A 14037-nucleotide genomic window follows, 5' to 3' on the forward strand; every position below is an offset into this window, starting at 1 on the left:
TCGAAATACAACTACAATAATGAGAAAGATTTTATTTTTTGTTTTACTGTTTTTTATTGGCTTTAGCCAGGGACAGGTAAATCAAAACAAAAAGATAAGCAACAAAAAGGAATGGGTAAATCCTGTCAGACTGACAAAGGAAGAACGTGCTCGTCCCTACATGGATGAGGTTTTAAAGACCAGGGACAGCTTAAGCCCTACGGAAGCTGAGAGGAGGCGAAAAAACATTGAGGCGGGAAACCCATTCAAAAAGTACGGGTACTATCCGAAAGTAGCCACGTTAAGCAAAGGAAAGTATCTGGAATTCCACGATCAGGATAGCATAGTCACAATCGGATCGGTAAGATTTAATGTGAAAAAAGGGGAAATCGTTGAATTTATTGAAATAGATCTGGACGACCCGGATGCACAACCAATTGGCGATACACATGGCAGGTGGATCAGCCCCGATCCATTGAGTGAGGAGTTCTCAAGCTGGACACCTTACAATTATGCGTTTAATAATCCTATTAAAAATATCGATCCAGACGGTAGAGCCGCTTTTGATTGGGTACACAATAGGGAGACGAATAGTATATATTGGAATAACAATGCCACAAGTCAATCAACCGCTGGTGCGAATGAAACTTATTTAGGAAAAGAGGGTACGTACACTACCGAAAATGGATCTACAACTGCTTTAAATGCTAATGGTACGCATACGAATAATTCTTTGTTAGCTCCATTGGGAGTAATGACTAACCTAGATCCTCTAATCCATGCAGGTGATTCCGCACCTGGGATGAGTATGGCAATGTTTGGCGACCCGAATGCTCCTACATTCAGTTCCATACCGGATTCACGGGGAAAAACTGAGATCCAAACACTTGTTGCTGAAAATCCACTCGTACAGGACGCGGTAATTGGCGCTGTAACGGGGGGAGCCTTAAATGCTATTATTAGAAGAGCAGCAGTCGCCACGGAAACAACGGAAATGTTGCACGGTCTTTATGAAGGTGTAAATGCCGCAGGAGAAGTAAAGTATATCGGTAGAACGAGCCAGCCTTTCGCGACAAGGTTTGCGCAGCATGCTGCACAGGGTGGTGAAAAAGGTAATCTATTCTTTAGACAGATAGAAGGAGCCTCCGGTATGACATTACAGCAAGCACGTGTAGCGGAACAAAATTTAATTAATCAATATGGTCTACAAAAGAATGGAGGTCAATTATTGAACAAAATAAATTCAATAGCACCGAAATATTGGAGTAATTTTGGCGTTAAAGCACCATAAAAAAAGTAAAATGGCTAAAAGAGTAAAAACAGAGATCGGAGATATATTCTCAGTGACATTGGACAATGGAAATAAAAAATATTTTCAATACGTTGCTAATGACCTAACCCAATTAAACAGTGATGTCATTAGGTCATTTATAAGAGAATATCCAGCGGATGAAATTCCTGTTTTTTCCGAACTGTTAGCGGGTGATATTGATTTTCATGCGCATACAATGATCAATATAGGAGTAAAACAAGATCTCTATAAACAGGAAGGTAAAAGTATCGTTTATCCGGCTTTAGATGATATACTATTTCGAGATACAAATGATTATGGTAAAAAAGTTGGAGAGGAACCAATAAAAATTTCCGTTAACTGGTTTGTATGGAAAATTAATGATAAGAGTTTCACAAAAGTAGGTAAACTGGAAGGCGAAAATCGCAATGCGGAAATAGGAATTGTTATTCCTCCTTTTGCTATTGTTGAAAGAATAAAGACTGGCCATTATAATTTTGTTTATCCGGGTTTTGAATGAAAAACGCTGTAGTATGAATAAAATTCCAATTTCTTTTATATTGCTGACATTTCTTGTCTCCTGCAATCAGAAAAATGAGAAACAAAATATTGATTCTTCTAAAGTTGTAGATTATAATATTGTTGCAACGGCAAAATCTGATAATGAAATTGCTGTTGAAGAATTGGACGCTAAAGCAGTTAAAGATCTGTACAAAAATGGGATTGTGAAAGATTCCAAGCACAAATTGGAATTTTTCTTTTATTGCCCAACCCAAGAACAGGCAAAGAAACTAACTACCCATTTAGAATACATGAATTATACAGCTGGTTATCGTCAACCGGAAGGGAATAAAGAGTTCATGGTGCTGGGGTATACAGAACCATTCCCAATTAATGAAAGATCGATTGTCGAATGGGCAAAGTCGATGTCTAAAGTCGCAGAAAAGTATAACAGTGTTTTCGATGGGTGGCAGGTGGCCGTAAAGTAAAGGTTATAAAAATTACTTTAGTGAGAGCCGTTTGCTCCACCCCAGGTTCTCATAGATTTGAATAATGATTTTTGTAAAATCCTTGGTTTTGATTTCAAATTTATCAAGTGTGATGATAAGTGGGATGTGTTGAATCTAGTGGACTAAAAATTAAAATGCAGATAACCATGAAATTAGATGAAATTATTAAGGCAGTCAGAATAGGTACAATCAATGAACTGCTTGGTGATAACTTGAGTAATACCGATTATGATAAAATTATTCTGTATGCCGAACATTCGGTCTCTACTGATACGAATTATAGATTTTTTCAATTTAAAAGAGCAATGAAGGAAGTAGTAAAGGAGGAGGATATGTGGTACGAGCGACTTTGCTCGCTAAAGGAGCTATGTTTTTTGGTGAATTTTTTTCTGCGGCAGTATGATCGAAAAACAGATGATGTACTTGCTATTGATATCATCGATTATTTATATAATCACAACTTTTAAATATCCCCATTTTTGGGAACTCCAATTATGAAATCTTTTTTAATCTTTTTATTTGTTTCTATTGCCGGGATAGTTAAATCCCAAGATAACCGATTCTATAACGACGCATATCTGACAATTGATAATATGCTTAACGATAAACAGAAATACAGTTTTAAAACAGCAGTATTGAGTGTAGAAAATGCATACTATCAGGGAAAGCTAGATACGGTTGAAGTTGACAGGAAAATTAAATTTATGGCCAACTTTTGTAAGACAATCGTTCGCAATCGTGATCTTACCTATAATGAAAGAGATAAGGAGACCGTTAGTAAATATGCAGCAATCTTTTCAGTTATCTGTGAGGAGACACCTATTTTAATCAACCAAGATACTGTTCGTTATAAACCATTCTCTTATGATTTTCAAGACGTTTTCGGGCACAAAGATCTGACAAGTCTTTTTGTTTCAAAACTGGTTACTACGCAGAAAGGAAACTGTAATTCGTTACCTTACTTATATAAAATTCTTGCAGAGGAATTAGGTGTCAAAGCAAATCTTGCATTGGCTCCGAATCATATTTATATTAAGCATAATATAAAATCCATCGGTTGGTACAATACAGAGTTAACAAGTGGCATCTTTCCGCAGGATGCGTGGTTGATGGCTTCGGGATTTATCCATTTAAATGCTATTGAAAATGGAGTTTATATGAAAGCACTTGACAATCGTGAGAGCCTTGGGTTATGTCTTGTTGATCTGGCAAATGCCTATAAGCGTTCTTTTCCGGATAATGACGGTACCTTTGCAATCAAGTGTGCTGAAAGGGCTCTGCAGATCAGTCCCAATTTAATAACAGCTTTATTATTGAAGGCAGAGACGCACAAAGAGCAAATGGTAAAGTCTGATCCGAAATCAAAAGAGCTTCTGGCATCATTAAATAAAGAATACAATCATATCCATAAGATAGGATATAGAAATATGCCAGAGGGGATGTATTTGGAGTGGCTCGTTTCTTTGAAAACGGAAAGAAAAAAATACGAGGATGTTAGATTGAAAAATTAAATTTTTGAGTGATTGATGGTTTGTGAAAAAGTTAGCTAAAACATTGTTTTTAGCTAACTTTGTTTTTAAGTTCACGAACTTCCTGCATTAACTTTATGAGCATCGATTTTATGTCCTCGTTTGCAAAATCAATTATTTCCAGTTCTTTACTGGAAAAACTACCCGCATATTGCCAGGCTTCCCAAAGATCACCAAAGGGAATATCATAACTATCATAAAATGTATTGTCTGCTCCGACGGTGATAGAATTATCGTTTATCCTTTCAATACGTTTGAAAGTAAATCCTGATCTAGTTATCAGTACATGGGTTTTACCAATTTTAATATCCTTAATGTTTTCTATATACTTTCCTACAACGTATGTTCCATCCTTATAAGGGGGCATCGAATCACCTTCTGCGGGAAATGCCCTGTATTTTCCGTTATGGAGAAAGGGTAGTGACATTGTTTGTAAATTCTCTATATATTCAGGATCGGCATAGCCCGATAAGTAACCCATTGATGCTTTGTAGGGTATTATTTCTATTTTGTTTTCTCCAACTGAATCCGTTTTTATAGGTAGCAAGATCCTATTATCAGGGAGGTTTAACATCTCCTGCAGTTTATATTTTCTTAAATCGACAGTGAGCAACAAATCTGTGCTGATATGGTAATATCTGGAAATTGCCAATAAAACATCTAACGGGGGTGAAGCCTTTGCCGTCTCATATTTTGCATAAGATACCCTTGTCAAAAACAGTCTATCCGCGATCTGCTGTTGCGAAATTTCCGGAATTTGCTGTAGTCTTAAATACCTTATGTTATCAGCTAAAATTGAGAGTGTTGACATTTTGTGAATATTTTTCACAACAAATGTACTGTAATTTGTGAATAATCTTATCAACTTTGCTAAATAATTTAGTAAAAAAATGGAGCGGTCGATTGTACATTTAGATCTGGATACGTTTTTCGTGTCCTGTGAGAGATTGGTAAATTCCGGTTTAAACGGAATTCCACTGATTATTGGTGGTGGGGACAGGGGTGTAGTTTCTTCATGTAGCTATGAGGCACGAACTTTTGGTGTGCGATCAGCAATGCCCATGAAAATGGCGCTCCGCCTTTGCCCACAGGCGAAGGTTGTCAAAGGGGATATGGAACTATATTCCAGAATGTCCCATACGGTTACTGAAGTTATAGAGGAAAGTGCGCCTGTGATGGAAAAAGCTTCAATCGATGAATTTTATCTCGATCTGACCGGAATGGATAAGTTTTTCGGCGCTTACAAGTGGACAAATGAGCTTGGGACAAAGATCGAAAAGGAAACAGGTTTACCGATAAGTTATGCGTTATCGACTAACAAAACTGTGAGCAAAATAGGAACTGGCGAATCAAAGCCTCACGGACATCGGGAAATACCATCTTTAGGTGTACAATCTTTCCTAAATCCGCTATCAATAAAAAAAATGCCGATGGTGGGGAATGCGACTTTTCAATTATTTTCGAGGGTCGGAATTAGAACCATAGGCACACTTTCTGAAATGCCTGTAGAGATCCTGCAGCAGATGATCGGCAAAAATGGTACAGACTTATGGAAGAAAGCAAACGGTATTGATGAAACTCCTGTCATTCCATATTCTGAAAGGAAATCCATTTCGAAGGAAAGGACATTTAGCAGCGATACAATGGATACCTATGAGGTAAAAGGTCTGATATCAGGAATGGCGGAGCAGCTTGCCCATCAGCTCAGGCAAGAGAAATGGCTGACCTCAACCGTGGTGATCAAGATCAGATACTCAAACTTTGACACCGAATCCAAACAATGCAGGGTGAGTTATACATCATCTGACCACACCTTAGCGAGAGTTGCACTGGAACTATTTGATAAGATTTATACAAGACGTATGCGGCTCCGTTTGGTTGGTTTGCGATTTACGGACCTTGTTCACGGGAGTTATCAGATGAATCTTTTTGAAGATAATGCGGAGCTTATCAGCCTGTATCAGGCGATGGATAATATCAAGAACCGTTTTGGTAAAGATGCGGTTGGACGGGCTGTTGGGTTCAATTTTTCACGTTAGCATGTACAAGTATGTTTTTAAATTGTCACTCATATCATAGTCTTCGTTATGGCACGTTATCCATAGACGACCTTATTTCTCAGGCTTTAGCACTGGGAGTAAAGGAACTTGTTCTGACAGATATAAATACAGTGACCGGAGTTTATGAATTTAAAAAGAAATGCGAAGAAAATAATATCCGCCCGATTGTTGGTGTTGAGGTGCGCAACGGAAGTGAATTATACTATATAGCAATTGCAAAAGAGTTTAGTGGGCTTGCCGAAGTAAACAAAATGCTGACTTCTTATAATTGCGATAAGATTGATTTACCATTGCAACCGGAATTAGCCTACAACTTTATCCTATATCCACTGAGCAATATGCCGGACAACCTCCAAGAAAATGAATATGTAGGAATCTACGAGGATGAACTCAATCTGTTGATAAGACCGGAATATAAAAAGCTGTTATCTAAAATGGTTATTCTTTGTCCCATTACTTTCAGCACAAAAAAAGAATATAACCTGCATCGGATTTTACGCGCCATTGATAACAATACCTTGCTTTCCAAGCTTGCAGAAAGAGAAGTGTGCAGGAAATCAGAATATTTTCGTTCTGTGGATTCAATACGTAGAATTTATCGTCACTATCCCGAAATTATTGAGAATACGCAAAAATTACTTTCAAAATGCAGCTTTGAATTTGCGTTTTCCACACCCAGAAATAGAAAACATTATACAGGTACAAAGGCCGATGACCTTAAACTTCTGACCCGTTTAGCTTATGCAGGATTGGAAAGACGGTACGGTAGAAATCACGAGGTAGCAACTAAGCGAATCGAAAAGGAACTAAAGGTAATTGATGAACTAAACTTTAGTGGGTACTTTCTTATCACTTGGGATATCATCCGATATAGCAACAGTATGGGCTTTATGCATGTTGGGCGTGGGAGTGGAGCGAACTCTATTGTTGCGTACTGCTTGGGAATTACCGATATATGCCCGATAGAGCTGGATCTGTATTTTGAACGATTTCTGAATCTTAATCGGAAAAGTCCGCCTGACTTTGACATTGACTGGAGTTGGCAGGAGCGTGATATCATCCTTGATTATATTTTTAACCGTTATGGTAAGGAGTATGTTGCTTTTTGCGGAACCAATGTCGAATTCAAATACCGTTCGATCATTCGGGAAGTTGGTAAAGCATTTGGGCTTCCAAAAGAAGAGTTGGATGAGCTTAGTAAAAATCCTGAAAGGGTTTTTCGGGATGATATTGTAAAACAGGTTCAGAAATACGGAAAACTATTGGAGAAATTCCCAAACCAAAGGTCAATGCATTCCTGTGGAATTATTATTTCCGAGGAACCACTCACAAACTTTACGGCACTTGAAATGCCTCCCAAAGGGTTTCCTATCGTGCAGTGGGATATGCACGTTGCCGAGGAGATAGGCTTTGAAAAGTTTGATATCTTATCTCAACGAGGGCTAGGTACGATCAACGATACAGTCAGGCTTTTAGAAGAGAAGAGGGGAATTAAGGTAAATATTAAGGATACCACTATTTCCAAAGATGAAGTAAAATGTAATGAATATTTGAGCCAAGGGCGGACAATAGGTTGCTTTTATATTGAATCTCCTGCGATGCGTGGATTATTGCGCAGATTGAAATGTAATAACTATAAAGTTTTGGTAGCCGCCTCTTCCATTATTCGTCCTGGTGTTGCCCAATCGGGAATGATGCACGAGTATATTTTTAGACATAACAATCCTGACAAGTTTGAGTATTTCCATCCTGTCTTTGAGAAGCAGCTAGGAGATACTTACGGCATCATGGTATACCAGGAAGACGTGATCAAGATTGCGCTTCATTATGGCGGGGTGTCTGCTGCCGATGGAGATATACTGAGAAGAGCTATGAGCGGAAAAGGTAGGTCTTTAAGTGCACTTCAAAAAGTTAAGGACGATTTTTTTGCATCTTGCAGAAAACAAGGGCATCCAGAGGAACTGAGCCGGGAAATTTATAGACAGATAGAATCTTTTGCAGGGTATTCATTCTGTAAGGCTCACTCAGCTTCTTATGCAGTAGAGAGTTATCAATCGCTGTACCTGAAAGTTTATTATCCATTGGAGTTTATGGTTTCGGCGATAAATAATATGGGCGGTTTCTATAGGACAGAGGTCTATGTACACGAGGCAAGGATGTCAGGGGGTCTTATATTGAATCCATGTGTCAATAAAAGCGAGTACGAAACAACGATTTATGGAGAGGAAATATATCTGGGACTGATGCTGCTTGAAAAAGTTGAATCGAAACTTGCTCAGCTGATACCAAAGGAAAGAAAGGCAAATGGAGAGTATAGGTCAATGGAAGATTTTATCAAGAGAGTTCCAATTGGTATTGAGACTTTGCAGACGTTGATCTTTATTGGAGCATTCCGTTTTTCAGGTGTTCCAAAGAATGAACTATTGCTCAAAGCGCGCATTCTACTGGGGGATTTTAAACCAGAGAAAAGATTTCAGACTCTTTTTGAAGAACCGATCAAGGAATACAAATTTCCGGAGTTAAAAAGAAATGTGTTTGAAGATGCCTTCGATGAAATTGAGATTTTAAGTTTTCCGGTATCCTGTACACCTTTCGATCTACTTCAGACGAAGTACAGGGGAACTGTTATGGCCAAAGATCTTACAGAACATCACAAAAAGCAGGTGAAGATGCTTGCCTATCTGATTTCGAGAAAGCATGTTCCTACAAAAAGGGGAACAATGTACTTTGGTACCTGGATAGATGTTCAGGGAAACTATTTTGATACAGCTCATTTTGCTGACTGCCTTGAAAAATATCCATTTCAGGGTGGGGGATGCTATCTATTATTGGGGATTGTGGAAGTTGATTTCCATTTTCCGACAATTACGATCACCAAAATGGCCAAGATGCCATTTATACCTGACCCCCGGTATTCCCATGACGAAGAGAAGAAATATGAAGCGCAACAGCGGATTCGGGAAGATGTAAGTATGACTTTCAGGGCTCCATATCCGCAGGAGCATGAAATAGGACTTCCCCGAAAACGTTTTTAGATTCTTTTGAAGAAATTTTAAACAAATTGTTCCGGGGATCGGTTATTTAGAAAAACAGATAGGAAATGGAAAATCACAAAATTGTAGAAGTCTTAAATGATTTAATAGAGATCAACAACGATAGAGCTGAAGGCTTTGAAAAAGCTATCAGGGATATTAATGCCGAAAACATAGATCTTAAAGCTGCCTTTGAAAAATTCGCCTCACAAAGCCGAAGCAATATTACAGAGCTTGCCGGACTTGTGGGAAGCAAGGGTGAAGTTCCCGAAGACGGGAATACGGTCCTTGGAACATTACATCGCGCTTGGATCGATATAAAGGCAACTTTTGGCGGTAGTGACCGTCACAGTATTCTAGAAGAATGTGAACGTGGGGAAGATGCGATTAAAAAGGCATACAAAGACGCACTGCAGGAAAATGAGCTCGGAGAAGATGTTCGTGAAGTTTTATTAAAACAACAGGATGGTATCCAAGCGAGCCATGATGCGGTCAAAGCTCTCAGAGATTTGAGCAAATAAGAATAAGGATTAGATTGTATAGAAAATGGTTGAAAAGCTGTGTTGATTTATTAACACAGCTTTTTCTTTTAGGAGATTATACAGAAAATAATTGTATGTATTAGAGATTCAGGCCCAAATGATGATGTAAGCGGATTAAAAGGACTTTTTAGGGATATATAAGTACTATCTGCATTATATTTCTTACTTTTATTATTTAGAATAATTCTTAATAACTTGATTTAAGGAAGTGATATGCCCAAAGTAACCCCAGAACTTTTTGAAGTTCTACACGATAGCAGAGCTGAAAATACATTGGCGAGGCTCTATAAGGAAGCTCTTAAACAGGGCTGGTCTATGGTTTTTCATTTCATGCCCAAAGCATTTAAGTTCTTTGGCAGGGGTATAGACTGGAAAACGGAAAATGAAAGCTTTTATGAGGATAAATATATACCGATATTACCGTATCAAGGTACCTTTATCTATATGCAGGCGAGGGCACTAAATGCGCAAAATATCCTGGAATTTGGAACATCTTTTGGAATTTCTACGATTTATCTTGCAAAAGCCGCGAAGGACAACGGAGGTAGAGTTATTTCAACGGAGTACTTACCCCATAAGGTTAAAATTGCCCGGCAAAACCTCATTGAAGCAGGTGTCCATGAGCATGTAGAGATTTTGGAGGGGGATGCGATGCAGACTTTAAAGGATCTGGATGTGGAATGGGATTTTGTTCTTCTTGATGGATGGCCGGACATGGTATATGCGGTATTCAAGCTGATCGAGCCGAAATTGAAAAAGGGCGCCGTGATCCTTGTGGATGATGTTCAGGGATTTCAACCTTCCATGAAAGACTATTTTGAGTATGTACGTAATCCTGCAAATGGATATCTTTCTACAACCGTATATCCAAAAAAAGCGATGGAATTTACGATTAAGCTTTAAATTTCGTATATTGGTTAAGAGTTAACTAACCATCTTAATAGTATATTGTAGACTAGTCGTGAGATTAGTCTATTTTTTTTCACTTTGTCTGTCAGTCCGCGACATAATGAGACTGGATGCAAGGCACTCTATCTTTCAGGAAATAGTTTGTGGAAAAGGAAGATGTTAGCATGACCTTTCGGGTATCTTAAACGTGGGAGATTGAGGTTGGTCTTCCCGGAAAAGGATGTTAAGGTATTGATAAAGAAAAATGATTTTAATGCCATTACGGAAACCCGTAGGCTGATCTGAAATTAATGCTTAAATTTGCACATGAAAATTGAGAATCTTCGCTCAGGTCGTTCAATGGTCAATAATTATTTGTCAACATACAAAATATAGTATATTTCAACTACACGTATGAGGCTACTTATGGTTTTAATACGTTTCATGGTTATTAGTTTTTAAACGCATCTATTACAGGTGCGTTTTTTTATGGCGCTAATCACATAAAAAACTCCCATTTCTTGGGAGTTTTTAAGATTATGATCTATGATCTAGCTAATATTTGAAGATGCCCGATGCCACATTATTTTCGCGTTGTCTGTTTTTTTTTCGATATTCTTTTCAATGACAATGGGGTCCATATAATCTAAATGGATACTATGCCTAAGATAATAGCTCCATCGCCAAAAACACAATGGATTAATCTTGTACAATCTGTAAAGCCTCTGGTTTTCTTTGGCTGGAGATGTCTCTTTAATCCAATATTCAAAACCAAAAGTTGAGAATCCGGGGCTTTTAAAACCAAAATCTGTGGTTATCCTGTATGAGCCATCAAGATTGGAGTATCTGAAATATCCCTCATCTAACCAGCGATGGATATCCTTTCGAATAAAAGGCACATTGGGAAGTAGGATCATAATGCCTAGCACTATAATAATTGTTTTCCTCATCATTCTAATTGTTTTCCTCTTCATAGCTTTTAGTTCAGTTGCCGGCGATTTGCATTATCTGAGTTTTGAAAGTCCATTGAACTCATTTATTGCATGATATTACTTTGACTGGTTTTTATTAGAAAAAGTCAGAAGTCCTGCCATTTATTCGATGGTTTAAAGGGAACTCTGTTCGGCTTTATTTTTTCCCAGTCGCGGTATTCAAAATTTTTGCTTACGGTTAAATAATAACGCCAACGCCAAAAACAAAACGGGTTAATTCTATACAACCTAAAAATTTCCATATTGGCCATTTGCGGTCTCGTAGCCTCGATAAATCCAAATGTTACCCACTTGCTCATCCAAGGGTGAAAAACTTCCATGTACTCTATACCGGTAAAAGAAGCGTTTGCAATTAGCATACCGAAAATGGTCACCATCAATGGCCTTCAGTATCTCCGTACCTATAACCGGTGTATTGGGTATCACCAGAACAGATAGTACAATTCCTATAATAAATTTTCTTTTCATATCCTTTATTGACAATTCGTGCTAGTGGGCGGCACTACACGACCTAATGCTACATAACTTTAGAGGTCTCGACCTTTTTCTTCTCCATATTCTGTTCAATTACACTTGGGGCCATATAATCTAAATGGATACTGTGCCTAAGATAATAGCTCCATCGCCAAAAACACAGCGGATTAATCTTGTACAATCTGTAAAGTTTCCGGTTTTCTTTGGCCGGTGAAGTATTTTTTACAAAATATTCAAAACCAAAGGTTGAGAACCCGGGGCTTTTGAAATCGAAATCTTGCGTTAGATAATATGATCCATCTAAATTGGAATACCTAAAATATCCTGTATCTAACCATTTGTGAATATCCTTGCCTATAAAAGGCACATTAGGAAGTAACAAGATAATGCCTAGCACTATAACAATTGTTTTCCTCAATCTCCTAATTGTTTTCCTCTTCATATCTTTTTGTTCATCTGCAGGCGATCAGCATAATTTGAAGTATGAAAGACCGGTGCACTTATTTATTGTGTATAATATTACTTTAGTGGATTTTATCAGAAAAACTCTCATCAAATGAGAGTTTTTCCAAGTGTAAAGGTTGCTTATTATAGAAAAATACTATGTTCCTTCCATTTGCTCTTATAGAATAGGAAAAATCAAAACTTTTGCCATCTATTCCCTGGTTCGAAGGGAACTCTGTTTTTCTTTATTTTTTCCCAATCGCGATACGCGAAATGTCTGCTAACTGTTAAATAATAGCGCCAACGCCAAAAGCACAATGGGTTAATTCTATACAGTCTAAAAATTTCCATATTGACCATTTCCGGGCTTGTATCATAGATAAATCCATAAGTTGTCCATTTGCTTTTCCAAGGTTGATACACGTCCATGTATTCAATGGAGGTAAAAGCAGCGTTTGCATTAGCGTATCGAAAATGGTCACCATCAATGGCCTTCATTATTTCTGTACCTATAATTGGCATATTGGGTATAACTAAAACCAATAGTACAATTCCTGTAATAAATTTTCTTTTCATATCCTTTATTGACAATTCGTGCTCTTTGGCGGAGGAATCCGACCTAATGTGACATTTGGATTGCCCGCCTGTTTTAAATTTGCTAAATATGTATAAACACCATCCGGTGTCAAAAATCCATTATTATTTAATTGTCCGTTGCTCGGCAGGAGCAAATTAAATACGTCGGTAGCATAATGTGTACAGTTGTTTTCATTGAGATCATATTGGACTTTCGATAAGGCAATAGACTGGCTGATTATCGAATTGAATTGCGCTTTGGTGACAAATAAACTATACCTTGCATCGCTTTTTCGGTCGTCATCACTCGATTCTTCTCCCATTGCACTGGGCGTAGGCTGCATTGTAGCCGACGCTGGGCCAGATTGCGGGTAGAAACCATAAGAAAGTCTTTGAAGCTGAGTACCGTTTGATTTTTCAATTGTTAAAAAAGCGTGACCAGGCTTATCAGAATTTAGGTCTATTCTATGTGCATTCAAAGTCACCTTGTATTTTGTATTTGCATCATTTACCACATTGTTGAAACATTTCAATCGCTCCTCAATGTCGATAGTGGTTATAGGTGCAACTGCCTCGAAAGATGTACCTCCACTGCCACCTCCATGACTACCACCGCCACCTCCGCCGCCCCCACCGGATGAGCTGCCGCTGCAGGTTGTGTATAGATAAGTCCAATATTCGGTACCATCATCGAAGTACTGTACCAGATACCACTCGCTGCATACAACAGGTATATTTTTACTGGTGTCAGGTTTGCTGTTTTCTTTGTTTACGTTGGTATCGGCATCCTTAGTCTTCAATTGAAGGTTTACCATTTTCAGCCCACTTGAGTCAAGTGATTGGCTGTACAACAAGGTATCATTTAAATCATATACCATATAATATACTTTTCCAAGCTCTTCACCTCGATACACTTGTTTTTTAACGAAATTTGAAATAGCCTGTTCGGAAAATTCCGCCACGGTTCTTGTATCTGCGAAAAGGCTCACCTTATTGGCGCTGGCTACTTTATTTTCTTCAATGGTAAAAATCAGGTTTTGCTGAATGGAATATCCCCAACCTAGGATTGTGCCGTCCTGCACGGGAACCACGAGCGTGGTACTTTTATTTCTGTTTATGAGCTGTGCTTTTTTCCAATCTAAGGGAAAATGTTTCCCGTTATCCTCGTACCATTTTTTTGCTATCGAGGTTTGATCGTTCTGAGGATAATTTTCCATATC

The 14037-nt window shown here is 38.2% G+C and carries 15 protein-coding genes; 9 read left to right on the plus strand and 6 right to left on the minus strand.

The features are described 5' to 3' along the window. Window positions 1-19: 19 nt before the first annotated feature. The 5 genes from ACHWSC_RS25465 (at window position 20) to ACHWSC_RS25485 (ending at window position 3791) form a co-directional block, all read left to right on the plus strand. The gene (locus ACHWSC_RS25465) at window positions 20-1270 is read left to right on the plus strand and encodes an RHS repeat domain-containing protein (RefSeq protein WP_394678714.1); all 1251 of its coding nucleotides are present in this window, start codon (window positions 20-22) and stop codon (window positions 1268-1270) included. A 10-nt stretch (window positions 1271-1280) separates the two neighbouring features. Beyond that, a complete protein-coding gene (locus tag ACHWSC_RS25470; RefSeq protein WP_394678715.1) occupies window positions 1281-1790 on the plus strand; it encodes a hypothetical protein in 510 nt (169 codons plus the stop codon). A gap of 13 nt (window positions 1791-1803) precedes the next feature. Continuing rightward, window positions 1804-2259: a ribonuclease E inhibitor RraB gene (locus tag ACHWSC_RS25475; RefSeq protein ID WP_394678716.1), complete on the plus strand. Its 456-nt coding sequence runs from the start codon at window positions 1804-1806 to the stop codon at window positions 2257-2259. 167 nt (window positions 2260-2426) lie between these two features. Next, window positions 2427-2747, plus strand: coding sequence for a hypothetical protein (locus ACHWSC_RS25480; protein WP_394678717.1), 321 nt, complete (start codon window positions 2427-2429; stop codon window positions 2745-2747). A gap of 27 nt (window positions 2748-2774) precedes the next feature. Further along, on the plus strand, window positions 2775-3791 hold the full coding sequence (locus ACHWSC_RS25485) for a hypothetical protein (RefSeq protein WP_394678718.1): 1017 nt from the start codon (window positions 2775-2777) through the stop codon (window positions 3789-3791). Between the two features lie 49 nt (window positions 3792-3840). Here ACHWSC_RS25485 and ACHWSC_RS25490 read toward each other — a convergent pair whose 3' ends face one another. Continuing rightward, on the minus strand, window positions 3841-4638 hold the full coding sequence (locus ACHWSC_RS25490) for an XRE family transcriptional regulator (protein ID WP_394678719.1): 798 nt from the start codon (window positions 4636-4638) through the stop codon (window positions 3841-3843). A 61-nt stretch (window positions 4639-4699) separates the two neighbouring features. On the opposite strand from ACHWSC_RS25490, the gene dinB reads away from it, so the two are divergent. The 4 genes from dinB to ACHWSC_RS25510 all read left to right on the plus strand — a co-directional run bounded on the left by dinB (window position 4700) and on the right by ACHWSC_RS25510 (window position 10346). Beyond that, window positions 4700-5848 (plus strand): DNA polymerase IV, encoded by a 1149-nt coding sequence (dinB, locus tag ACHWSC_RS25495; RefSeq protein ID WP_394678720.1) that lies wholly within the window; start codon window positions 4700-4702, stop codon window positions 5846-5848. Between the two features lie 11 nt (window positions 5849-5859). Continuing rightward, the gene (locus ACHWSC_RS25500; RefSeq protein ID WP_394678721.1) at window positions 5860-8904 is read left to right on the plus strand and encodes a DNA polymerase III subunit alpha; all 3045 of its coding nucleotides are present in this window, start codon (window positions 5860-5862) and stop codon (window positions 8902-8904) included. Window positions 8905-8969: 65 nt separating this feature from the next. Beyond that, window positions 8970-9422 (plus strand): PA2169 family four-helix-bundle protein, encoded by a 453-nt coding sequence (locus tag ACHWSC_RS25505; RefSeq protein WP_002981425.1) that lies wholly within the window; start codon window positions 8970-8972, stop codon window positions 9420-9422. Between the two features lie 234 nt (window positions 9423-9656). Continuing rightward, entirely contained in the window at window positions 9657-10346 is a 690-nt protein-coding gene (locus tag ACHWSC_RS25510) for an O-methyltransferase (protein ID WP_002981422.1), read from the plus strand. A 536-nt stretch (window positions 10347-10882) separates the two neighbouring features. Here ACHWSC_RS25510 and ACHWSC_RS25515 read toward each other — a convergent pair. The 5 genes from ACHWSC_RS25515 to ACHWSC_RS25535 all read right to left on the minus strand — a co-directional run bounded on the left by ACHWSC_RS25515 (window position 10883) and on the right by ACHWSC_RS25535 (window position 14034). After that, window positions 10883-11284 (minus strand): hypothetical protein, encoded by a 402-nt coding sequence (locus ACHWSC_RS25515; RefSeq protein ID WP_394678722.1) that lies wholly within the window; start codon window positions 11282-11284, stop codon window positions 10883-10885. Between the two features lie 267 nt (window positions 11285-11551). Next, window positions 11552-11791, minus strand: coding sequence for a hypothetical protein (locus tag ACHWSC_RS25520; RefSeq protein ID WP_394678723.1), 240 nt, complete (start codon window positions 11789-11791; stop codon window positions 11552-11554). A 49-nt stretch (window positions 11792-11840) separates the two neighbouring features. Further along, the gene (locus ACHWSC_RS25525) at window positions 11841-12239 is read right to left on the minus strand and encodes a hypothetical protein (protein WP_394678724.1); all 399 of its coding nucleotides are present in this window, start codon (window positions 12237-12239) and stop codon (window positions 11841-11843) included. 197 nt (window positions 12240-12436) lie between these two features. Then, the gene (locus ACHWSC_RS25530; protein ID WP_394678725.1) at window positions 12437-12817 is read right to left on the minus strand and encodes a hypothetical protein; all 381 of its coding nucleotides are present in this window, start codon (window positions 12815-12817) and stop codon (window positions 12437-12439) included. Window positions 12818-12822: 5 nt separating this feature from the next. After that, window positions 12823-14034: a hypothetical protein gene (locus ACHWSC_RS25535; RefSeq protein ID WP_394678726.1), complete on the minus strand. Its 1212-nt coding sequence runs from the start codon at window positions 14032-14034 to the stop codon at window positions 12823-12825. Window positions 14035-14037: the final 3 nt, after the last annotated feature.

It is taken from the genome of uncultured Sphingobacterium sp., from assembly GCF_964277905.1.
GTDB lineage: Bacteria > Bacteroidota > Bacteroidia > Sphingobacteriales > Sphingobacteriaceae > Sphingobacterium > Sphingobacterium siyangense.

Bases quoted from the DNA above. Each gene is read 5' to 3' on its own strand.
- ACHWSC_RS25500 (WP_394678721.1), top strand. From the start codon at position 5,860: ATGTTTTTAAATTGTCACTCATATCATAGTCTTCGTTATGGCACGTTA.
- ACHWSC_RS25465 (WP_394678714.1), top strand. From the start codon at position 20: ATGAGAAAGATTTTATTTTTTGTTTTACTGTTTTTTATTGGCTTTAGC.
- ACHWSC_RS25515 (WP_394678722.1), bottom strand. From the start codon at position 11,284: ATGATGAGGAAAACAATTATTATAGTGCTAGGCATTATGATCCTACTT.
- ACHWSC_RS25485 (WP_394678718.1), top strand. From the start codon at position 2,775: ATGAAATCTTTTTTAATCTTTTTATTTGTTTCTATTGCCGGGATAGTT.
- ACHWSC_RS25480 (WP_394678717.1), top strand. From the start codon at position 2,427: ATGAAATTAGATGAAATTATTAAGGCAGTCAGAATAGGTACAATCAAT.
- ACHWSC_RS25530 (WP_394678725.1), bottom strand. From the start codon at position 12,817: ATGAAAAGAAAATTTATTACAGGAATTGTACTATTGGTTTTAGTTATA.
- ACHWSC_RS25510 (WP_002981422.1), top strand. From the start codon at position 9,657: ATGCCCAAAGTAACCCCAGAACTTTTTGAAGTTCTACACGATAGCAGA.
- ACHWSC_RS25475 (WP_394678716.1), top strand. From the start codon at position 1,804: ATGAATAAAATTCCAATTTCTTTTATATTGCTGACATTTCTTGTCTCC.
- ACHWSC_RS25535 (WP_394678726.1), bottom strand. From the start codon at position 14,034: ATGGAAAATTATCCTCAGAACGATCAAACCTCGATAGCAAAAAAATGG.
- ACHWSC_RS25505 (WP_002981425.1), top strand. From the start codon at position 8,970: ATGGAAAATCACAAAATTGTAGAAGTCTTAAATGATTTAATAGAGATC.
- ACHWSC_RS25520 (WP_394678723.1), bottom strand. From the start codon at position 11,791: ATGAAAAGAAAATTTATTATAGGAATTGTACTATCTGTTCTGGTGATA.
- ACHWSC_RS25470 (WP_394678715.1), top strand. From the start codon at position 1,281: ATGGCTAAAAGAGTAAAAACAGAGATCGGAGATATATTCTCAGTGACA.
- dinB (WP_394678720.1), top strand. From the start codon at position 4,700: ATGGAGCGGTCGATTGTACATTTAGATCTGGATACGTTTTTCGTGTCC.
- ACHWSC_RS25525 (WP_394678724.1), bottom strand. From the start codon at position 12,239: ATGAAGAGGAAAACAATTAGGAGATTGAGGAAAACAATTGTTATAGTG.